Here is a 21,209-nt window from a genome sequence, read left to right as displayed (position 1 = left end):
AGGCGGCCATCATGGCGCCGATGGACGTGACGGCGACCCTGGCGGCGCCCTGCGACCCGGCCACGCTGTTCGCGTGGGTCGAGGATCTGGCCAGGTACCCGGCGTGGCTGGACATCGTGCCCCGAGCGACCTCGGTGGAGGCGGACGCCGGTGACCCAGGCCCGGCGTGGAGCGTCGACCTGCGGGGGCGTCTCGGCCCGCTGGCACGATCGAAGCGCCTCCGCATGGTCCGCACCGTCGACGAGGCGCCGACCGCCGTCCGGTTCGAGCGCCGCGAGGTCGACGGCCGCCACCACGCAGCCTGGGTGCTGCGCGCCGACGTCGGCCCGGCGGGCACCGGCAGCCGCCTCACCATGCACCTGCACTACGGGGGCTCCCTGTGGGGGCCCCTGATCGAGCGGATGCTGGGCGACGAGATCGAGCGCTCCCGCCCGCGGCTGCTCGCCCTGGTGGCCGGCGGCCCGGCGGAGGGGCCGGGCCAGCCGTCGGGGCAGCCATCGGGCTGACGCCGTCGGGCCCGGCCCAGCCCCGGCCGCCCCCGCTGGTGCACGTTCTCGGGCCGATCGACCACCGTGGCGGTGGTGAACCGGGCGAAGAACGCCCGGGCGGCACGGCCTCGCTAGCCGTCGGGCTCGGCCCAGGCCGCCCAGCGCGGGCCCCGGCGCTCGAGCCGGAGGGACAGGCCGAAGAGCCCGGACAGGTTCCGGGCGGTGAGCACCTCGGCGAGGGGCCCGGCCGAGAGCACGCGGCCCCGGTGCAGGAGCAGCACGTGGGTGAACGCCGCGGGGATCTCGTCCACGTGGTGGGTCACCAGCACCAGCGGCGGCGAGGCCGGATCTGCGGCCAGCGCCCCCAGCCGCGAGACCAGCGTCTCGCGGCCGCCCAGGTCGAGACCGGCCGTGGGCTCGTCGAGCAGCACCAGGGCGGGCTCGGCCATGAGCGTGCGGGCGAGCAGCACGCGCTGGCGCTCCCCCGAGGAGAGCGTGCCGAACGTGCGCGCCGCCATCCCGGCGCAGCCGAGCGCGCCCAGCAGCCCGGCGGCCCGGTCGCGGTCGGCTCGGTCGTACTCGTGCCACCACGGCTCCAGCGCCGCGTGGCGGGCGGTCATCACCACCTCGGCCGCGGTCAGCTGCGGGCGGAGCTGATCCGCGAGGGCCGCGCTGGCCAGCCCGATCCGCCGGCGCAGCGAGCGGACGTCGGTGCGGCCGAGCCGCTCGCCCAACAGCTCGACCTCGCCGGCCGACGGGTGCAGGTACAGCGATGCGACCCGGACCAAGGTGGTCTTCCCCGACCCGTTCGGCCCCAGCACGACCCAGCGCTCGCCCGGCCGCACCTCCCAGGTCACCCGGTCGAGGAGCGTGCGGTCGTCCCGCCGCACGCTCACGTCGCGGAGCGCGAGGAGGGGCTCGCCGGCGCCGGCGGTCACGGGGCGGTGATCGGCACGTCGAGCAGGTGCGGCCGGCCCGAGGCGAGCGCGGCACGGACGGCGTCGCCGATGTCGGCCGCGTGATCGACCTGCGTGGCATCGACCCCCAGCGACCGGGCCAGCGCCACGAAGTCGACCGCCGGGTCGACGAGCTCGAGGCCCGGCCACCGGTCGCGTGCCGCGGCCGGGCCCTCGCGGGCGCGCAGCGCGTCCTGCAGGATGCGGTACCGCCGGTTGTTCACCACGGCCACCACGACCGGGAGGCCCTCGTGGGCCGCGCTCCACAGCGCCTGCGGGGAGTAGAGGGCCGAGCCGTCGCCCACCACGCACAGCACGGCCTCGCCGCCGTAGGCCAGCGACACGCCGACGGCGGCCGGCATGCCCCAGCCGAGCCCGCCGCCCCGGCAGAAGAAGTACCGGCCGGGGCGGTCGCTGTGGTGGAACCCGCGGACGTAGGGGCCGGTGGTGATGGCCTCGTCGACGACCGGCGTGTCGGCCGGGAGGGCGCGCACCAGGGCGTGCGCAGCCGCCATCGGCTCCACCGGGGCCGGGCCGTAGCGGGCGAGGGCGGTGTCCTCCAGGCGCTCGATCTCGGCGTGCCGCCGGGTGGTCGCGTCGGCCAGCGCGTCGGCGGCGCCGCCGGCGTCGGCGCGGGCGGCCACGTGGGGGAGGAGCGCCTCGACGGTGGCCCTCGGGTCGCCGACCACGCCGAGGCGCACGGCGTGGGTGCGCGCCAGCTGCGCGGGATCGGGCGACACGTGGAGCAGCTCCACCTCGTCGGGCACGGGGGAGCCCGGCGTGTACGGGTACACGAGGAACGCCTGGCCGCCGATCAGCAGCACCCGCTCGTATCGGCGCAGGGCGGCGTGGATGCCCGCCGCGCTCGGGGGGAGCATCCCCTGCCACAGCGGGTGCGTCGGTGGGAACACGCCCGTCGAGTACAGCGGTGCGCCGTGCACCGGTGCCCCCAGCGCCTCGGCCAGGGCCGTCACCGCGGCCTGGGCGCCGGAGGCGCTCACCTCGTCGCCGACCACGATCGCGACCGCGCCCGGGGCGGGCTCGGTGAGCAGCTCGGCCAGCTCGGCCAGCGCGCCCCCGACCACCCGGTGCTCCACCGCGGAGCGAGGTGGCACCTCGGCCTCGCCGATCTCGTCCAGGGTGGACATGCGCAGCGACACGAACACCGGTCCGGTGGGGGGAGCCACCACGTCGTGGAAGGCGCGCCGCAGCACCGTCCCGAGCTCGCCGAGCCCCCGCACCTCGTGGGCCCACTTGGTCACCGGGGCGGCCATGGCCACCAGGTCGCCGGACAGCATGGGATCGGCGACCAGGTGCGCCTCGTGCTGCTGTCCGGCGGTGACGACCAGCGGGGTGCCGAGCACCCGGGCGTTGGTGAGGTTGCCGATGGCGTTGCCGAGGCCGGCCGCGGTGTGGAGGTTGCAGAACGCCGGCCGGCCGGTGGCCTGGGCGTAGCCGTCGGCCATGCCGACCACGGTGGCCTCCTGGAGGCCGAGCACGTACCGCAGGTCGTCGGCGCCGGCGAGGGCGTCGACCAGCGGCAGCTCGGTGGTGCCCGGGTTGCCGAACACGTGGCGGACGCCCTCGGTGCGGAGCACCTCGAGCAGCGCGTCGGACCCGCGGCGCTCGCTCACCGGGCCAACCTACCCGGGGCGGTCGGCGGCGGGGCCGCCCAGGTGGGCGGACCAGGTCGCGTACATGTCGGCGTACCGGCCCCCCGCGGCCAGCAGCTCGTCGTGGTGGCCCACCTCAACCAGCCGCCCCTCGTCGATCACGGCGATGCGGTCGGCGCGGGCGGCGGTGGCCAGGCGGTGGGCGATCACGATCGCCGTGCGACCCTCGCGCACCGCGTCGAACGCCCGCTCCACCCGGCCCTCCGAGCGCGGGTCGAGGTTCGAGGTGGCCTCGTCGAGCACCAGGACCCGCGGGCGCGCCAGGAACGCCCGGGCCAGCGCCAGCAGCTGGCGCTCACCCGACGAGAGCGACGCCCCCCGCTCGTGCACAGGGGTGTCGAGCCCGGCCGGCAGCTGCGCGAGCAGGTCGTCGAGCCCGACCGCGTGGCAGGCGGCGAGCACCTCGGCCTCGTCGGCGTCGGGCCGGGCGAAGGCCACGTTGTCGCGCAGGGTGCCCGCGAAGAGGAACGGCTCCTGGGGCACGACCCCCAGCTGCAGCCGCAGCGACGCGAGCGTGACGTCGCGGAGGTCGATGCCGTCGACCAGCACGCGGCCCTCGGTCGGGTCGTGGAAGCGGGTGACCAGCTTGGCCAGCGTCGACTTGCCCGCTCCGGTCGGACCCACGAAGGCGATGGTCTCGCCGGGCTCGACCACGAGGGTCACGTGGCGCAGGACGGCCTCACCGTCGGGGTCGCGCCCGCCGCCGCCGCCGTCGCCGGCGGGTTCGCTCCTCGCGCGCGGCGCGTAGGAGAACGAGACGTCGTCGAACTCGATCCGGCCCTCGATGGGCGGCAGGTCGAGGGCGCCGGGCCGTTCCTCCACCGTGGGCTCGGCCGCCAGGAGCTCCCGCAGCTTCACCACGGCCGCCTGGCCCGACTGGTACGTGGTGTAGAGCTGGACCAGCTGCTGGATCGGTGCGAAGAAGGCCGCCAGGTAGAGGACGAAGGCGGTGAGCTCGCCCAGGCTGAGGCGACCCTGGAGCACCATCGTGCCGCCGACGCCCAGCACGACGGCCTGACCGGCCACACCCACGAGGTCGCTGGCCGGGCCGTACAGCGCGCCGATCCTCGCGGTGTGGACGTTGGCCCGGCGGTAGTCGCCGAGCACGTTGCGGTGGTGCACCACGTTGTGGCGGCGGCGGTTCGTGGCGGCGATCACGCGGATGCCCGAGAGGGTCTCCTGCAGGTCGGCCAGCACGTCGGCGATGCGCTCGCGCACGGCCAGGTAGCCACGGTCCGACGCCGACCGGAACCAGAGGCTCAGCACGGTCATGGCCGGGACCACCACCAGCACCGTGAGCACGGCGAGGAAGGGGTTGAGGAGGAACAGGATCACCGTGACGACGAGCATCGTGAGGCCCTGCACGGCGAGGTTCACGATCCCGTCCTGGAACAGGGCGCTCAGCGCGTCGATGTCGCTCGTCATCCGGGTCATCACCCGGCCGCCCTTCTCGGCCGTGAAGTAGTCGACGGACTGGCGCTGCAGGTGCGTGAACACCCGGATGCGCAGGCGGTACAGGAGCTTCTCGCCGACGCGGGCCGTCCAGCTCACCCGCAGCCCGCCCACCACCATCCCGAGCGCGACGGTCGCGGCGAAGACGGCGGCCAGCACGGCCAGCACGCGCACGTCGCGGGCGTCGATGCCCTTGTCGATGGCGACCTGGGTCAGCAGCGGACCGGCCTGGACGGCCAGCGTCTCGACCACCACCAGCAGGAAGGCGAGGGCGATGCCGGCCCGCTCGGTGCCGAGGAACCGGCGGAGGGTGAAGGGCCGCCGGTCGTCCATCACGTGGGTGAAGGCCACCGTGGGCTCGGGGTGGACGGGCTCGTGGTCGAGGATCGCCTGCACCCGCGGGGCCAGCTCGGGGGGCACCCCGGCGAAGGGCAGGCCGGCGGCCGCGCTGGCCGCGCCCGCCGTGGGGCCTCCCCAGGGCCCGCCGGCCGGCGGGCCGCCCCACGCCATCAGTCGCCTCCCCCGGCCAGCGTGGGCTCCGGCACGGCGGGCTCGCCGGCCCCGGTCGGAGGGGTGGCGTCGGCGTCGACGAGGTGGGCGAGCACGGCCGCGTACCGGGGTTCGCGTGCCAGGAGCTCGGTGTGGGTGCCCTCGGCGACCACCCGGCCGCTCTCGACCAGCGCCACCCGGTCGGCCAGCGCGATGGTGCTCAGGCGATGGGCGACGAGCAAGGTGGTCCGCCCGGCCAGCAGGGTGTGCAGCGCCCGGTGGATCTCGGCCTCCACCTGGACGTCGACGGCGCTGGTGGCGTCGTCGAGCACGAGCACGCGCGGGTCGGCCACCAGGGCGCGGGCGATGGAGAGCCGCTGGCGCTGGCCGCCCGACAGGTCGTAGCCGCGCTCGCCGATCACGGTGTCGTACCCGTCGGGCAGCTCGCGGATGAACGCGTCCGCCTGGGCCGCGACCGCTCCGGCGACGATCTGGTCGCGGGTGGCGTCGGGGCGGGCGTAGGCGATGTTCTCGGCGATCGAGCACGAGAACAGGAAGGGCTCGTCGGCGACGAGCCCGACGAGCGCACGCAGGCTGGCGGTGGTGAGGTCGCGCACGTCGTGGCCGTCCACCAGCACCGCGCCGGCGTCGACGTCGTAGAAGCGCAGCAGGAGCCGGGCAGCGGTCGACTTGCCGGAGCCGGTGCCGCCGACCAGCGCGACCGTCTCGCCGGGGCGGAGGTGCAGGGAGAAGCCGTCGAGCACCGCGGTCGACTCGTCGCCGCCCTGGCCCCGCCCCGGGGTGGCGTAGGCGAAGCGCACGTCGCGGAGCTCCACGTCGCCGACGGGGTCGACGAGATCGACCGCACCGGGCCGGTCCTGGATCTCGGGCGCCTCGTCGAGGATCTCGTAGATCCGGTCGGCCGAGGCCGCCGCCCGTTGCTGGAGCATCAACAGGAACCCGAGGAAGCGGAAGGGGGTCTGGAGCATCACGACGTAGGCGTTGAAGGCCACGATGGCGCCCACCTCGAGCTGCCCGTCGATCACGAGCCAGCCGCCGTAGAGGAGCACGGCCGCCAAGCCGAGGCGGGGGAGGTTCTCCATCACCGGCGCCCAGCGGGCCCGGGCGTCGGCCAGGCGGACGTTGGCCCACCGGAGGCGCTGCGCCGCCCGGGCGAGCAGGCCGATCTGGCGCTCCTCGGCCGCGAACGACTTCACCACCCTGGCGCCGCTCACGTTCTCCTCGACGATGGTGGCCACCTCGGCCGTCCGGGCCTGCACGACCCACGACAGCGGGAAGACCTGGTTCCGCAGGCGCAGGCCCGCGACGTACACGAACGGCAGCGTGACGACCGACAGCAGCGTGAGGCCGACGTTGATCGTGAGCATGAGCACGAGGGCCACCGCGAAGCTCACCAGGCTCAGGGCCATGAGCGGCGCGAACGTGAGGAAGAGCTGCACGGAGCGGATGTCGGCGTTGGCCCGCGAGATCAGCTGGCCGGACTGCACGCGGTCGAAGAACGAGAACGACAGGCGCGTGAGGTGGCCGTACACGATGGCGCGCAGGTCGAACTCGATCTCGTAGGCCATCCGGTAGAGCCCGGCACGGTAGAAGTAGGTGAGGACGGCGCGGGTGACGCCGATCCCGACGAACAGCCAGATGTAGGGGGCGAGCGGCGCGGTCCTGGCGACCAGCGCCTGGTCGATCGCCCGCATCGTCACGAGGGGGATCAGGACCTGCAGCACCAGCGCGACGAGCGCGGCCGCCAGCGACGCCACGAGCAGGCCCCGGTGGGCCCGCAGGAGGGGCCTGGCCCGCCCCAGCCAGCTGCGGCCGCGGTCGGGGTGGATGCCGGCCCGGGGCGGGTCGGAGCGGGCCGTCACGCCGATCGGCTCGTAGGGCGACCAGGGCCCGTCGGGGTCAGTGGTGGTGCCGGGGATGGGCCGAGGCTACCGGCGCGCTCGCCGTGTGACCCTCGACCATCGCTGTCACAGGATCGCAACGTTCGCTATCGTGGTCGGGTCGTGCGAACTCCCAGAACGTCCCGTCTCGTGATCGCGGGCGCCCTCGTGGTCGCCACCCTGGGCCTGGCGCCGAGGGCATCGGCCGACGAGGCCGACATCAGCGCCGCCCAGCGGCGGGCCAACCAGGCCGCCGCCGAGTACGCCCAGGCCCAGACCGAGCTGGCGCAGATCGAGCAGGGCCTCACCGACCTCGAGCACCGCACCGGGGAGGCCGAGGCCCGGATGGCCGCCCTCCGGGCGTCGGTGCAGGAGGTCGCCCTGCGCAGCTACGTCCGCTCCGACGAGGCGGTGGCGGCGTGGATGGTCGGCGGCGACCTGAACCAGCACGTCGTGGCCGACGCCATGGCCCGCTTCGTCACGGTGGGTCAGGAAGACGTGATCGACGAGTACCGGCGTCAGCGCCAGGACCTCGACGCGGCCCAGGCCGAGCTGACCGATCGCAGGGCCGACCAGCAGGTGGCGATCGGGGAGCTCGAGCAGCGCAAGGCGGCCCTCGAGGCCGAGCTTGCCCGCCTGCAGGAGGAGGAGCGGCGCCGCCAGGAGGAAGAGGCCAGGCGACGGGCCGAGGAGGAGCAGCGCCGGCAGGCGGAGGCCGCCCGCCAGCAGCAGGCGTCGGCGGCGCGGGCTGCCGCCCCGCAGCGGGCCGCCAGCAGCGGCGGGTCGGGCTCCGGCGGCTCGGCCAGCAGCGGGTCGGGCTCCGGCGGCAACGTCATCGCGGCGCCGTCCGGCGGCGAGTGGGTGTGCCCGGTGCAGGGTCCCCGTGCCTTCAGCGACGACTGGGGCGCGCCCCGCCCCGGCGGCCGCCGCCATCAGGGCAACGACATCCTCGCTCCACTGGGCACGCCCATCGTCGCCCCCGTGTCCGGCCGGTTCGAGCCCACCTTCGACCGCGACGGCGGGCTCACCTTCCGGCTCTACGGTGCCGACGGCAACTTCTACTGGGGCGACCACCTGTCCGGCCACGAAGGCCCGGCCCGCAACGTGTCGGCCGGCGAGGTGATCGGCTACGTGGGCAACACCGGCGACGCGCGGGGAGGCCCGTACCACCTCCACTTCGAGGTCCACCCGGGCAACGGATCGCCGGTCAACCCCTATCCCTGGGTCAGCCGCTACTGCTGATCGGGACGCCGTGGAACCCGCCGCGCTGGCCTCGGCACTGAGCGACGTCCTCGCCGATGCCCTGGGCCCGGTGACGGTCGAGGGCCTGCGGCGGCTGTCGGGGGGCGCCTCCCGCGAGACCTGGTCGTTCGACGGGCGGATGCCCGACGCCACGGTCGTCCCGCTGGTGCTCCAGCGCGAGCGCCCCGGGGCGGTCCGCCCGGGAGGCGGGATGGCCACCGAGGCCGCGCTGCTGCGAGCGGCCGCACGCGCCGGCGTGCCCGTGGCCGGCCTGGTCGCCAGCGGTGCCGACGCCGAGCCCCTCGGTGCGCCCTTCCTCGTGCTCGAGCGACTCGCGGGGGAGACCATCGCCCGCAAGATCCTCCGCGACCCGCAGTACGAGCCGGCCCGCGCGGTGCTGGCGGAGCAGTGCGGGCGGGCCCTGGCGGCGGTGCACGCGATCCCCGTCGACGCCGTGGCCGGGCTCGAGGAACAGGATCAGCTGGGCCAGTACCGCGCCGTGCTCGACGCCCTGGGCGCTCCGCATCCCGCCTTCGAGCTCGCGTTCCGGTGGCTCGAGGCCAACCGCCCACCCTCGCACCGCACCACCGTGGTGCACGGCGACTTCCGGATCGGGAACCTCGTGGTCGGCCCCGAGGGGCTGCGGGCCGTGCTCGACTGGGAGCTGGCCCACGTGGGCGACCCGGTGGAGGATCTGGGCTGGCTCTGCGTGCGGGCGTGGCGGTTCGGCGGTCCCGGCCGGGTGGGTGGGTTCGGGTCGCTGGAGGCGCTGCTCGGCTCGTACGAGGCGGCGTCGGGGGTCGCCGTCGACCCCGAGGTGGTGCGCTGGTGGGAGACGCTCGGCACGCTCAAGTGGGGGATCATGTGCATCATGCAGGCCAACGCCCACCTCACCGGCCTGTCCCGGTCGGTGGAGCTCGCGGCCATCGGCCGGCGGGTCTGCGAGAACGAGCACGACCTCGTGCTGCTGTTGCCGTGAGCGCGTCCCGGTGACCGCGCCCCACGACGCGCCCAGCGCGCAGCAGCTGGTCGAGGCCGTGCGCGAGTGGCTCGAGCGCGAGGTGCTGCCCGCGGTGGAGGGCCGGCTCCAGTTCCACACCCGGGTGGCGGTGAACGTGCTCGGCATGGTGGAGCGCGAGCTCGAGCTCGGGCCCGAGCAGGCCGCCGACCACGCCGAGCGGCTGGCGTCGCTGGGCGTCGCCGACGAGGCCGAGCTGGCCGCCGCGATCCGCAGTGGTGCCCTCGACGACCGCTACGACGAGGTCCGGGCGGCCGTGGCCGCGACCGTGCGGGACAAGCTGGCGGTGGCCAACCCCAGGTACGCGGCGCCCGACCCGCCCGACCGGTAGCGGGCCGCCCCGGCGCTGGCCTAGGCCCCCATGGCGTGGTAGCCGCCGTCGACGTGCACCATCTCGCCGGTCGTGCGGGGGAACCAGTCGGACAGCAGCGCGACGCAGGCCCGGGCGACCGCATCCGGGTCGTCGACGTCCCATCCGAGCGGCGCCCGCTCGTCCCAGACCTCCTCGAAGCGGGCGAACCCGGGGATGGACCTGGCCGCCATCGTGCGGATCGGCCCGGCCGCCACCAGGTTCACCCGGATGCCCCGCGCGCCGAGATCGCGCGCCAGGTAGCGGCCCGTCGACTCCAGCGCGGCCTTGGCCACGCCCATCCAGTCGTAGGCGGGCCAGGCCACCCGCGCGTCGAAGTCGAGGGCGACGATCGACCCGCCCCCGTCCATCAGCGGAGCGACCGCGTCGGCGAGGGCCTTGAGGGAGTACGCGGAGATGTGGAGGGCCACCGACACGTCGGGCCACCCGGCTCTGAGGATGTCCCCGCCCAGGCAGTCGGCGGGCGCGAAGCCGACGGCGTGGAGCGCCCCGTCGACGCGGCCCCAGCGTGCCGCCAGCGCGTCCCGCACGGCGGCCACGTGGGACTCGTCGGTGACGTCGAGCTCGAGGACCTCGGGCGCGATGGGCAGCTTGCGGGCGGTCCGGCGAGTGAGCGAGAGCCCCCGGCCGGCCCCGGTGAGCACCACCTCGGCGCCCTCGTCCTGGGCCATGCGGGCCACGGCGAAGGCCAGCGAGGCGTCGGTGAGCACGCCGGTGACCAGGATGCGCTTGCCGTCCAGGATCCCCATGTCCACCTCCGCTGCGGGACGGCTGCTCACCGTACCGGTGGACCGCGGCTCCGCGCCGCTGGGGCGGGCGTCCGGGCTGGCCCGGCCGCCGCGGGGATGCGAAGGTGTCGCGGTGCGAATCGGGATCCTCGGGGCGACGGGACCGGCCGGCCGGGCCCTGTCCGCCCGTCTGGCATCGGTCGGGTTCGACGTCGTCCTGGGATCGCGGTCGCGGTACCGGGCCCTCGAGGCGCGCGACGGCATCGTCGAGCGGTGGCCCGGCCACGAGCTCTCCATCGATGCCGCGGACAACGAGGGGGCCTCGGACGCCGACGTGGTGGTGATCGCCACGCCGTGGGACGCGGCACCGCCCACCGCAGCGTCGGTGGCCCGCCAGCTGCGGGGCAAGGTGGTGATCTCGATGGCCAACGCCCTGGCCAAGGTGGGCCACGAGTTCCAGCCCCTGGTGCCGCCCCGTGGGTCGGTGGCGGCGAGCGTGCAGGCCGCTGTGCCCGGCTCGAAGGTGGCCGCCGCGTTCCATCACGTGCCGGCCAAGGAGCTGGGCACCATCGACGCGCCGGTGGAGAGCGACGTGCTCATCTGCTCCGATCACCCCTCGGCCACCGACGCCACGGCCCACATCGTCGAGCGGATCCCGGGGTTGCGGCCCCTCGATGCCGGTGAGCTGTCCAACGCCGCGCCCATCGAGGCGTTCGCGGCGGTGCTCCTGCAGCTGAACATGCGCTACAAGACCCGCGTGGCCGTGCGGCTCACCGGCATCCACGACGTGTAGACGGGGCCCGGTCGCCGCCTCCGGGCCGTCCGTCCGTCGCGAGCACCGGCTCCGCGTGTAGACCCGTGCCCATGCGCCTGTACGACACCGCCCGCCGGGCGGTCGTGCCCTTCGAGCCGGGCCCCCTGGTCGCCATGTACACCTGCGGCATCACGCCCTACGACGCCACGCACCTCGGTCACGCAGCCACGTACCTGACCTACGACGTCCTCCAGCGGCGCCTCCGCGACCTCGGCCACGACACCCGGTGCGTCCGCAACATCACCGACGTCGACGACGACATCCTCCGCAAGGCCCGTGAGCTGGGCGTGCACTACCTCGACCTGGCCGCGGCCGAGGTCGCCCGGTTCCAGGCCGACATGAGCGCCCTCGAGATGCTCCCCTGCTGGAGCGAGCCCCGGGCCACGTCGGCCATCCCCGACATCCGCGGCTTCATCGGGATGGTGCTCGAGCGCGGGCACGCGTACACCGCCGGCGGAGCCGTGTACTTCGACGTGGGGTCCTTCGACGGCTTCGGTCACGTGAGTGGCTACGACCGCGACGAGATGCTGTTGCTCGCGGCCGAGCGCGGGGGGAACCCCGACGACCCGAACAAGCGCGACCCCCTCGACTTCGTGCTGTGGCAGCCCTCGGCGCCCGACGAGCCCGCATGGGAGTCGCTGTGGGGGGCGGGCCGTCCGGGCTGGCACGTCGAGTGCTCGGCGCTGGCCCTGCGCGAGCTCGGCACCACGATCGACCTGCACGGCGGTGGCTCCGACCTGGTCTTCCCCCACCACGAGTGCGAGCGCGCCCAGAGCGAGGCCGCGACGGGCGAGCCCTTCGTGCGCCACTGGATGCACCAGGCCATGGTCCGCATGGACGGCTCGAAGATGTCCAAGTCGCTGGGGAACCTGGTGTTCGTGAGCGACCTGCTGCTCCGCTACGACCCTCGCGCCATCCGCCTCGGCGTGCTGGCGCACCGGTACCGCGACTCCTGGGAGTGGGAACCCGGGATCATGCCCGAGGCGTCGGTGCGGCTCGAGGCGTGGTGCGCGGCGGGCGAGGGCGAGGGCGGCCTCGACGAGGTGCGGGCCGCGCTCGACGACGATCTCGACACGCCGGCCGCGATCGCCGCCGTCGACGCCGCGGCCGCGGCCGGACACGGTGTGTCGGCCGCGGCGGCGCTGCTGGGGGTGCGCCTCGACCGCCCGGTCGGCCACGCACCCCGACGGGCCTGACCCCTCCCCCAGCCGGCCGCGCCACCGTGACGTTCGTCACCACGTAACCTGGGTGGGGAGACATCGACCACGAGCGGGGGCCGCGATGCCGCAGCGAGAACCTGGACACCTGCAGGACGTGGGCCGGCGCGTCCTCGGGCCCGTCCGCAAGTTCCTGTGGCGCATCCACGTCGAGGGCCTCGACCGCCTGCCGGCGACCGGGCCGGCGATCCTCGCCCCGAACCACGTCTCGTTCCTCGACTCGGCGTTCCTGATGCTCACCCTTCCCCGCCGCATCACGTTCGTCGGCAAGGCCGAGTACATGGACTCGTGGAAGACGAAGCACCTGTTCCCGGCCATGGGGATGATCCCCATCGACCGGTCCGGTGGCGAGGCCAGCGAGGGCGCGCTCAGCGCGGCCCAGGGGGTGCTCGACCGCGGCGAGCTGTTCGGGATCTTCCCCGAGGGCACCCGCTCGCGCGACGGGGTGCTCCACAAGGGCCACACCGGCGTGGCCCGCCTGGCCCTGCGGGCCGGCTGCCCCATCTACCCGGTGGGGATCCGCGGCACGCGCGAGATCCAGCCGCCCGACGCCCTGGTGCCCCGGCCGTTCCTGGCTGCCCAGATCCGGATCGGCCGGCCCATCAAGGTCACGCGCTACCTCGACCGGGCGAGCGATCGGCTCGTCCTCCGCAGCATCACCGACGAGGTGATGTTCGAGATCCGCGAGCTCTCGGGCCAGGAGTACGTCGACGCGTACGCCACCAAGACGTCGGAGAACCTGCCCACCGACGTGGCCAGGCTGCCGGGGCCGGTCGAGGGCCCGGCGGTGATCGCCGCCGCCTTCGCCTGAGCCGAGGCCGCGGTCCGGTCCCGACGCCCGAACTGCTCCGGGGAGCGTCCGGGCGGCCGGTAGGCTCGCCGGCGATGGCCGACCAGATCACTGTCACGCTCCCCGACGGCTCCGCGCGCTCCCTGCCCGACGGCGCCACAGGAGCCGACCTGGCCGCCGCGATCGGGCCCCGCCTGGCTCGCGACGCGGTCGCGGTGGTGGTCGACGGGGTCGAGCGCGACCTGGGGGCCCCGCTGCCCGAGGGCGCGTCGGCGGCCATCGTCACCGCCGGCTCGGAGCCGGGCCGCCACGTGCTGCGGCACTCGACCGCGCACGTGCTGGCCCAGGCCGTGCTGGCGCTCTTCCCCGGTGCCCGCTTCGCCATCGGTCCGCCGATCGAGCACGGCTTCTACTACGACTTCGAGCTGCCCGGCGGCGGCACCTTCACCGACGACGACCTCGAACGCATCGAGGCCAAGATGCGCGAGATCGTCGCCGACGACCAGCCCTTCGTCCGGAGCGAGCTCAACCAGGAGGAGGGGCTCGAGCTCTTCGCCGACCAGCCCTACAAGCGGGCGATCATCGAGGGCGTCGACGTGGCCGAGGGTGCGGCCGGCGGTGCGGTGAGCGTCTACCGGAACACGCCCGAGTTCGTCGACCTCTGCCGGGGTCCCCACGTCCCGTCCACCGGCCGGCTGGGCCACTTCAAGCTCATGAAGGTGGCCGGTGCGTACTGGCGGGGCGACGAGCGCAACCCGATGCTCCAGCGGATCTACGGCACGGCGTGGGAGTCGGCCGAGGCGCTGGCCGAGCACCTCCACCGCCTCGAGGAGGCCGAGAAGCGCGATCACCGCAAGCTCGCCGTCGAGCTCGACCTGCTCTCGTGGCCGGACGAGGTCGGCGGCGGGCTGGCCGTGTGGCACCCCAAGGGTGCCCTGGTGCGCAAGCTCATGGAGGACTACAGCCGCGAGCGCCACGAGCGGGGCGGCTACGAGTTCGTCTTCTCGCCCCACATCGCCCGGGCGGGGCTGTGGGAGACGAGCGGGCACCTCGACTTCTACGCCGACGCCATGTACCCGCCCATGGAGATGGACAACGGGCAGTACTACCCGAAGCCGATGAACTGCCCGTTCCACGTGATGGTCTACAAGTCGAGCCAGCGCAGCTACCGCGACCTCCCGGTGCGCCTGTTCGAGCTCGGCACCGTCTACCGGTACGAGCGGTCCGGCACCCTCCACGGGCTCATGCGCATGCGGGGGTTCACCCAGGACGACAGCCACATCTTCTGCACCCCCGACCAGGCCGTCGACGAGGTCGCCAGCCTGCTCGGGTTCGTGCTGTCGGTGCTGCGCGCCTTCGGCTTCGACGAGTTCGAGGCCAACCTGTCGACCCGACCCGTGGAGAAGTCGATCGGCGACGACGCGGCGTGGGACGAGGCGACCGAGGCACTCCGGTCGGCGCTGGTGCGAGAGGGTCTGCCCTTCGAGCTCGACGAGGGGGGCGGCGCCTTCTACGGGCCCAAGATCGACGTCAAGGTGCGCGACGCCATCGGGCGCAGGTGGCAGCTGTCGACCATCCAGTACGACTTCAACCTGCCGGAGCGCTTCGACATCGAGTACGTCGGGGCCGACAACGCCCGGCACCGCCCGATCATGATCCACCGCGCCCTGTTCGGCTCGCTGGAGCGGTTCTTCGGCGTGCTGGTCGAGCACTTCGCGGGGGCGTTCCCGGCCTGGCTGGCGCCCGTGCAGGTCCGCCTGCTGCCCGTGCGCGACGACCACCACACCTACGCCGCCCGCCTCGTCGACCGCCTCCGCGCCGAAGGGTTCCGGGCCGACTACGTCGACGCCGGCGAGCCGCTCGGCACCAGGATCCGGCGGGCCAAGCTGGCCAAGCTCCCGTATGTTCTGGTGGTCGGCGACGAGGACGTGGCCGAGGGCACCGTGGGGGTCAACCCCCGCGTCGGCGACGTCGAGCGGGGGGTCAGGGTCGACGACTTCATCGAGCACCTGCGCGCCGACGTCCTGGCCCACACGACCTGAGCGTGGGCTCGCTCGACCGGCTCTGGGCGGGCTGGCGCACCGCGTACGTGGAGTCGGCGGCCTCCGACGGGGGCGAGCCGCCGGGGGAGGGGTCGATCTTCACCCGCATCCTCGCCAGCGGCCTGCCCGACGAGGAGACCCACGTGGTGTGGCGGGGCGAGCGGTGCTTCGCGATCCTCAACGCGTTCCCGTACACGAACGGGCACGTCCTGGTGATGCCCTACCGCGAGGTGGCCACCCTCGCCGCGCTCACGCCGGGCGAGGCCGCCGAGCTGTGGGCCGCGGTCACCGACGCGGTGACGGCCATCGAGGCGGCCTACCGGCCCGACGGGGTGAACCTGGGGGCCAACCTGGGCCGCTCGGCCGGTGCCGGCGTGCCCAACCACGTGCACGTCCACGTGCTCCCGCGCTGGAACGGCGACACCAACTTCATGACGGCGGTGGCCGAGGCCAGGGTGATGCCCGAGACGCTGTCGTCGAGCGCGGCGCGCCTGCGGGCCGCCTGGCCGCGGCCCACCCCGCACCCGTAGCCTCTGGCCGATGGCCGACCCCACCAGCGACGGCGCGACCGCCCGCCCCGACGAGGAGATCCGCGACGAGCTGCCCGGGGACCTGGACGCGTCGGGGTTCGTCGGTCCCTACCGGTTCCCCGACAACAACCGCCGCCGCATCCCCGGGGTCCTGTACCTCGTGATCGCCACGGGGTGCTTCGGGGCGTGGGCGCTCACGCGGGGCGACGACCCGGTGCTGGTCAACCAGGGCTTCCTCTGGGCGGCCGTCCTGCTGGCGGCCATCGGCGCCTACCACCTCGTCGCCGGCTGGACGCTCCGGGTCGACGAGAAGCAGGCGCTGGTGGCGGCCACCCGGGCGGTGGGCTTCCCGGTGGGGCACGCCTCGGCCCAGATGGGCTGGCGTGGCCTGCTCAGCCGGCCGACCTGGAAGATCCTCCTCTACTCGGCCGAGAACCCCCCGGCGCGCCGGGGCCTGGTGCTCGTCGACGGCGTCGACGGCCGCGTGCTCGACCAGCTCGTGATGGACAACCCCGAGGACTGGTCGGGGTTGACGTAGGCCGTCTGCCCAGGTCAGACCCGTGGAGCTACCCTGGCCCACCGACGGGGCTGCGCGGTTCGTGTCCCGAGGGAATCGGAGCTCGGGAGACGACGATGCCGGACGTGCTCGGACCTGGTGAGACGACGCGACAGGCGGGGCGACCCAGGCCCGGCCCGGTGCGGCCCGTCGACCGACGCCGGGTCGTGGGAGGCACGCTCGGGGTCGCGGCGCTCGTCGGCGGGGTGATGCTCCTCGTGCGGTCCATGGGCGACGGTGGGATGCAGGCGGTGCTGGCCCTCGTGCTCGGCCTGTGCGTCATCCCCCTCGTCGCCTCGCCCATCGAGTGGTACGTGCACCGGTTCGTGTACCACGAGCCGGTGATCCGTCCGCTCGGCGCCATCTTCACGGTCCACACCGCGCACCACGTCGCCTTCTTCCCGACGTGGCGCTACGTCACGGGTGGTCCGCCTCGTCGGCTGTCGATCGGCGGGCGCGCCCCCGACGCGCACGTCTCGCCGTTGCGGAACGCCGGCGTCAGGCTCGCCCACTTCTCCTGGTACATGGGGATCGGCGCCGTCGCGGTCTGGCTGCCCGCCTGGCTCCTGACGCGGAGTGTGCCGTTCCTCGTCGGCGTCGTGGTCGGTTCGGCCGTCGTCTCCAACCTCTTCATCGTCGTGCACGACACGATCCACCGGCCGGGCAGCCACCGCATCGTCGAGGCGCAACCGTGGTTCGCGTTCCTCGACCGGCACCACTACATCCACCACGTCGATCTCGGGGCCAACCTCAACTTCCTGCTGCCCCTCGCGGACGTGCTCTTCGGCACCCTCCGCACCGCCATGAGCCCCGACGAGCTCGCCCGGCACGGCACACTCGTCGACGCCAAGGCGCGCCCGGTCGGACACGGTGAGCGAGCCCGCGCGGCCGTGTCCTGAGCGACGGCTGACCAGGGGCCCGTCCACCGCCCGGGGAGCCCCGAGCGCCGCCTGAACCGGGGTCAGGCGTCGGGTGGGCGGGCGACGATGTAGATGAAGGTCCCGAGCAGCGGCAGCACGATGATGATCAGGGCCCAGAGGGCCTTCATCCAGCCGCTGTGGTCGCGCCGACGGAAGTTGTCGATGAACGCCCAGATCACCGCGAAGACGACGATCGCGAACATCGAGAAGAAGAAGACCGACCAGAAGATGCCGAGCAGCGGGTAGTCGTAGGCGAGCATCACAGTCCTCCCGTGCGTCGCGCCATCTGCGTTCCGTCTCCATCGAGCGCCCCGTCGCGGGGCCTGTCAAGCGTCCTCGACCCGGGCCCCGGCCTTCGCGGCGAGCAGCACCGCGTGCGAGGCCACGGTGGACGGCGAGATCCGCCAGCGGCCCCCGCGGGGCTACGGTGCCGCGGATGGCCGAGGTCTACATCTCCGTGGACGTCGAGACGGCGGGGCCGGTGCCGCGCACGCATGCCCTGCTGTCCGTCGGCGCCTGCCTGGCCGACGACACCCGGTGCACCTTCTACGCCGAGCTGCAGCCCACCACGTGGGAGGCCGACCCCGACGCGCTGGCCGTGAGCGGCCTCTCCCTCGACCACCTCGCCGAGCACGGGCTGCCTCCGCAGGAGGCCATGCAGCGCCTGGCCGCCTGGGTCGAGGACGTGGTGCCCGCCGGCAGCCGGGCCGTGTTCGTCGCCTTCAACGCCCCCTTCGACTGGATGTTCGTGGCCGACTACTTCCGCCGCTTCGACGTGCCCAACCCGTTCGGGCATTCGGCCCTGGACATCAAGGCGCTGTACATGGGCGTCACCGGGGCGCCCTGGAGCCGCACCGCCCTGGCCGACGTGGCCGCCCGCTTCGGGCTCGACATCGATCTCCCGCACCACGCCCTGGCGGACGCCGTCATCCAGGCCGGTCTGTTCCGGCGCGTCCTCGCCGAGGGCGCGGTGCGCCGAACCACGGAGGAGCCGTGAGCACCGAGCCCACTCCCGCCGCCGATCTGGAGCGCATCGTCGAGTCGGCCCGCCGCCTCGGGGTCGAGCTCGACGAGGCCGACGCCCTGCAGTGGCTCGGTGCCATCGTCGCGGCCCGCGAGAGCAGCGGGGTGGTCGTGCACGCGGAGACCGGGGTGTTCGGCCACCAGGTGAGCATGCTCGACTTCAGCCCCGACGACCTGGCCCACTTCCGCGCCGTGGGGCGGCTGGTCGGCTTCGACGACGCCGAGGGGGTGGAGACCGCACTGGCCCTGTCGGGCTCGGCGGCCCAGTCGAAGATCCAGACCTACCCCGGTGACTGCGACTACTTCGAGCGGGTGAACATCCTGGCCCCCACCCGCGACGACGCCTGTCGCCGCCTCGCCGCCCTCATCCGCGACAAGGCGATGGCCACCCTCGAAGGCGACACGTACCGGCTCCTCGAGGTGAAGTTCGGCAGCTACCCGCAGGACGTCGAGCGGCAGGGACGGCTCTGCCGGGCGGGGACGCCCATCGCCTGGATGCCGGCGGAGATCGGTGCCGGCTCCATCGTCGGGCGCACGCCGGGGGGCGAGCCGGTCGAGATCGGGTGGGACCAGGTCGCGCCCGATCCCGGCTGGTGCAAGCTCGACTGGGTGGTGGCCGACCCGGTGCGCAACCAGGTGGCGAACGCCTCCAACATGCTCGACGTCACCTGGGAGGCACCCGACGGGTCGATCACCCCCCTCGACGGCTACCTGGATCCCTACTTCCAGGAGGTCTACCTGGAGGCGGACTCCGTGCCCGTCTTCTCCAAGCTGGTCGAGCACGTCTCGCCCGACGCCCTCGAGGAGTACGTGGCCCGGCTGGAGGAGGAGGTGCGCAAGTACGTGGCGCACGACCCCCGCAACTACGGCAAGGCGGCCAAGCGCATGTACAACGTCTTCCGGCTCAGCGGTCGCTACGAGGAGGCCGCCTTCCTCCGGGAGCTGTTCGACGAGCCCACCGCGGTGCTCTACCAGGTGCACGCCGTGATCCGAACCGTGGACGAGGCGTCGGTGCCGGGGTCGTCCATCACCACCGACACCGTGCTCGCCCAGGTGGACGCACTCGTCGTGGACGTGCTGCGGGCACTCGACGGGGTCGAGGAGGAGGAGATCGTCCGCCAGCTGCTCCGCCTGCGCGATGCCGTGGGGCGTCAGTCGGCGGCGGACACGCGGTCGGCGGCGGTGGCGGCGGCGCGGGACCAGGTGATGAACCTGGTGAACAACTTCTTCCACGACAAGCTCACCGGCCTGCCCTCCATCGCCGCCTACCTCGACGAGATGGCCGCCGCGGACTGAGCGGAGCCGGGGCGGGTCGGTCGGCGGAGGCCCACCCCGCGCGAACCTGCAGGCCGTCCGACCGCGCCGCGCCGAGATGCCGCCTACCGTTGGTGGCCTCATGCCAGAGGTCCGAGCACGCGAACCTGCAGGGCGGCCGACCGCGCCGCGGCACGCCGTCGTCGTCCTGCTCGACAGCCTGAACCGGCACCTGCTCGGGTGCTACGGCAGCGACGAGTTCGACACCCCGAACCTCGACCGCTTCGCGCGCACGGCGCTGCGCTTCGATCGCCACGTCGCCGGCTCGCTGCCCTGCATCCCCGCCCGTCACGACATCCTGTGCGGGGCCCTCGACTTCCTGTGGAAGCCCTGGGGCTCGATCGAGGTGTGGGAGGACGCCATCACCCTCCAGCTCCAGCAGGCCGGGGTGACCACCATGCTCGTGTCCGACCACCCGCACCTGTTCGAGGTGGGCGGCGAGAACTTCCACACCGACTTCAGCGCGTGGGAGTACGTGCGTGGCCACGAGGGCGACCCGTGGAGGACGAGGCCCGACCCGAGCTGGGTGGGCGCGCCGGCGCTCCCAGCGGCGCCCGCACCGCACCTCGTGCGCCCCTACGACACCTCGCGCACCTGGTTCCGGTCGGAGGGCGACTTCCCCGGCCCCCGGACCATGGCGACGGCGGCGCAGTGGCTCGAGCTGAACGCCGGCCACCACGACCGGTTCCTGCTGTTCGTGGACGAGTTCGACCCGCACGAGCCGTTCGACACCCCCGAGCCCTGGGCGAGCCGGTACGACCCCGACTGGCAGGGCCCACGGCTGATCTGGCCGCCCTACGCCGTCGACGGCGTGGCCCGAGGCGTGCTGAGCGAGCGCGAGGGGCGCCACATCCGGGCCAACTACGGCGCCAAGCTCTCCATGATCGACCACTGGTTCGGGCGCGTCCTCGACGCCGTGGATCGGGCCGGCCTCGCGCCGGACACCGCGATCATCGTGTGCACTGACCACGGGCACTACCTGGGCGAGCGCGACCTGTGGGGCAAGCCGGCGGTGCCCGTGTACGAACCCATGGGCCGCATCCCCCTCCTGGTCTCCTGGCCGGGGGTGGCTCCCGGCGTCGTCGACGCCCTCACCACCAGCGTCGACCTGCACGCCACCCTGGCCGACCTGTTCGGCGTCGCGCCCGGCCACCGCATCCACGGCCGCTCGCTGGCGCCCCTGATCACCGGGGAGGTGTCGAGCGTCCGCGACGGCGCGCTGGCCGGCTACTGGGGCCGCGAGATCCATGTCACCGACGGTCGCCACAAGTACGGCCGGGGCCCGGTGGGCGACAACGCCCCCCTGTCGATGTGGTCGAACCGCTGGTCGACCATGCCGATCCACGGCCTCCCGGGGCTGCGCCTGCCCCGGCCCGACGGCCGGGCCTGGCTCGACCGCATGCCGGGGTCGTCGGTGCCGGTGATCCGCCAGCCGTTCGCCCCCGGGGACCCGGTCCCGTACTGGGCGGCCGGCACCCGGCCGGGCAGCCGGATGCTGTTCGACCTGGACGCCGACCCCGGCGAGGAGCACGACCTGGTCGGCACGCCGCTCGAGGCGGAGATGATCGACCTGCTGCGCGCCGCGCTGGACGAGGTGGAGGCGCCGGCCGAGCACCTGGCCCGGCTGGGCATCGCATAGGCCGCTGACGTACCGGCGCGGGCCCCGGGGTGTCGGCCCGGGCGAGG

Annotated in this window: 20 protein-coding genes; 14 read left to right on the top strand and 6 right to left on the bottom strand. The window is 74.0% G+C overall.

The genetic code is table 11. The features are described 5' to 3' along the window. The first annotated feature begins 20 nt into the window (after positions 1–20). The gene (locus tag IPM45_02630; GenBank protein ID MBK9178465.1) at positions 21–506 is read left to right on the top strand and encodes an SRPBCC family protein; all 486 of its coding nucleotides are present in this window, start codon (positions 21–23) and stop codon (positions 504–506) included. A gap of 113 nt (positions 507–619) precedes the next feature. On the opposite strand, the gene IPM45_02625 is transcribed toward IPM45_02630, so the two are convergent. From IPM45_02625 to IPM45_02610, 4 genes are read right to left on the bottom strand one after another with little or no spacing between them, the layout of a single operon-like run. After that, positions 620–1,426, bottom strand: a complete 807-nt coding sequence (locus tag IPM45_02625) for an ABC transporter ATP-binding protein (protein MBK9178464.1) — start codon at positions 1,424–1,426, stop codon at positions 620–622. Next, positions 1,423–3,078: a thiamine pyrophosphate-binding protein gene (locus IPM45_02620; GenBank protein ID MBK9178463.1), complete on the bottom strand. Its 1,656-nt coding sequence runs from the start codon at positions 3,076–3,078 to the stop codon at positions 1,423–1,425. Before IPM45_02620 ends, IPM45_02625 begins: the two co-directional genes overlap by 4 nt. Before the next feature lie 9 nt (positions 3,079–3,087). Beyond that, positions 3,088–5,079, bottom strand: coding sequence for an ABC transporter ATP-binding protein (locus tag IPM45_02615; protein MBK9178462.1), 1,992 nt, complete (start codon positions 5,077–5,079; stop codon positions 3,088–3,090). Further along, entirely contained in the window at positions 5,079–6,941 is a 1,863-nt protein-coding gene (locus IPM45_02610; GenBank protein ID MBK9178461.1) for an ABC transporter ATP-binding protein, read from the bottom strand. The genes IPM45_02615 and IPM45_02610 overlap by 1 nt, the downstream gene beginning before the upstream one ends. 141 nt (positions 6,942–7,082) lie before the next feature. On the opposite strand from IPM45_02610, the gene IPM45_02605 reads away from it, so the two are divergent. The 3 genes from IPM45_02605 to IPM45_02595 are packed head-to-tail and all read left to right on the top strand — an operon-like array spanning position 7,083 to position 9,550. Continuing rightward, complete coding sequence (locus IPM45_02605) at positions 7,083–8,201, top strand: peptidoglycan DD-metalloendopeptidase family protein (protein MBK9178460.1); 1,119 nt, start codon at positions 7,083–7,085, stop codon at positions 8,199–8,201. Between the two features lie 25 nt (positions 8,202–8,226). Then, positions 8,227–9,180, top strand: a complete 954-nt coding sequence (locus tag IPM45_02600; GenBank protein MBK9178459.1) for a phosphotransferase family protein — start codon at positions 8,227–8,229, stop codon at positions 9,178–9,180. 10 nt (positions 9,181–9,190) lie between these two features. Then, positions 9,191–9,550 carry a hypothetical protein gene (locus tag IPM45_02595; protein MBK9178458.1) on the top strand — a complete coding sequence of 120 codons (360 nt, stop codon included), beginning with the start codon at positions 9,191–9,193 and terminating at the stop codon, positions 9,548–9,550. Between the two features lie 20 nt (positions 9,551–9,570). Here IPM45_02595 and fabI read toward each other — a convergent pair whose 3' ends face one another. Further along, positions 9,571–10,338: an enoyl-ACP reductase FabI gene (gene fabI / locus IPM45_02590; GenBank protein MBK9178457.1), complete on the bottom strand. Its 768-nt coding sequence runs from the start codon at positions 10,336–10,338 to the stop codon at positions 9,571–9,573. A gap of 112 nt (positions 10,339–10,450) precedes the next feature. Here fabI and npdG point away from each other — a divergent pair, with 112 nt between their 5' ends. From npdG to IPM45_02555, 7 genes are all read left to right on the top strand, one after another. Next, positions 10,451–11,110: an NADPH-dependent F420 reductase gene (gene npdG / locus IPM45_02585; protein ID MBK9178456.1), complete on the top strand. Its 660-nt coding sequence runs from the start codon at positions 10,451–10,453 to the stop codon at positions 11,108–11,110. 71 nt (positions 11,111–11,181) lie between these two features. Then, positions 11,182–12,327, top strand: a complete 1,146-nt coding sequence (locus IPM45_02580) for a cysteine--tRNA ligase (GenBank protein MBK9178455.1) — start codon at positions 11,182–11,184, stop codon at positions 12,325–12,327. An 85-nt stretch (positions 12,328–12,412) separates the two neighbouring features. Continuing rightward, the gene (locus IPM45_02575; protein ID MBK9178454.1) at positions 12,413–13,159 is read left to right on the top strand and encodes a 1-acyl-sn-glycerol-3-phosphate acyltransferase; all 747 of its coding nucleotides are present in this window, start codon (positions 12,413–12,415) and stop codon (positions 13,157–13,159) included. 74 nt (positions 13,160–13,233) lie between these two features. After that, positions 13,234–15,180, top strand: coding sequence for a threonine--tRNA ligase (gene thrS, locus IPM45_02570; protein MBK9178453.1), 1,947 nt, complete (start codon positions 13,234–13,236; stop codon positions 15,178–15,180). 2 nt (positions 15,181–15,182) lie between these two features. Then, positions 15,183–15,710, top strand: a complete 528-nt coding sequence (locus tag IPM45_02565) for an HIT domain-containing protein (GenBank protein ID MBK9178452.1) — start codon at positions 15,183–15,185, stop codon at positions 15,708–15,710. 10 nt (positions 15,711–15,720) lie between these two features. Next, positions 15,721–16,248 carry a hypothetical protein gene (locus IPM45_02560; protein MBK9178451.1) on the top strand — a complete coding sequence of 176 codons (528 nt, stop codon included), beginning with the start codon at positions 15,721–15,723 and terminating at the stop codon, positions 16,246–16,248. 158 nt (positions 16,249–16,406) lie between these two features. Beyond that, positions 16,407–17,165: a hypothetical protein gene (locus IPM45_02555; protein ID MBK9178450.1), complete on the top strand. Its 759-nt coding sequence runs from the start codon at positions 16,407–16,409 to the stop codon at positions 17,163–17,165. A 62-nt stretch (positions 17,166–17,227) separates the two neighbouring features. Here IPM45_02555 and IPM45_02550 read toward each other — a convergent pair whose 3' ends face one another. Continuing rightward, positions 17,228–17,446, bottom strand: coding sequence for a PLDc N-terminal domain-containing protein (locus IPM45_02550; GenBank protein ID MBK9178449.1), 219 nt, complete (start codon positions 17,444–17,446; stop codon positions 17,228–17,230). A 176-nt stretch (positions 17,447–17,622) separates the two neighbouring features. Here IPM45_02550 and IPM45_02545 point away from each other — a divergent pair, with 176 nt between their 5' ends. The 3 genes from IPM45_02545 (at position 17,623) to IPM45_02535 (ending at position 21,162) form a co-directional block, all read left to right on the top strand. Continuing rightward, positions 17,623–18,183: a 3'-5' exonuclease gene (locus IPM45_02545; protein ID MBK9178448.1), complete on the top strand. Its 561-nt coding sequence runs from the start codon at positions 17,623–17,625 to the stop codon at positions 18,181–18,183. After that, a complete protein-coding gene (locus IPM45_02540; GenBank protein MBK9178447.1) occupies positions 18,180–19,505 on the top strand; it encodes a hypothetical protein in 1,326 nt (441 codons plus the stop codon). The genes IPM45_02545 and IPM45_02540 overlap by 4 nt, the downstream gene beginning before the upstream one ends. Before the next feature lie 100 nt (positions 19,506–19,605). Beyond that, entirely contained in the window at positions 19,606–21,162 is a 1,557-nt protein-coding gene (locus IPM45_02535; GenBank protein ID MBK9178446.1) for a sulfatase-like hydrolase/transferase, read from the top strand. The last annotated feature ends 47 nt before the right edge of the window (positions 21,163–21,209 follow it).

The organism is Acidimicrobiales bacterium (genome assembly GCA_016716005.1).
Classification (GTDB): Bacteria; Actinomycetota; Acidimicrobiia; order Acidimicrobiales; family JADJXE01; genus JADJXE01.
Note: the sequence above shows the minus strand (reverse complement) of the source record. Positions and strands in the feature narration are given on the sequence as shown.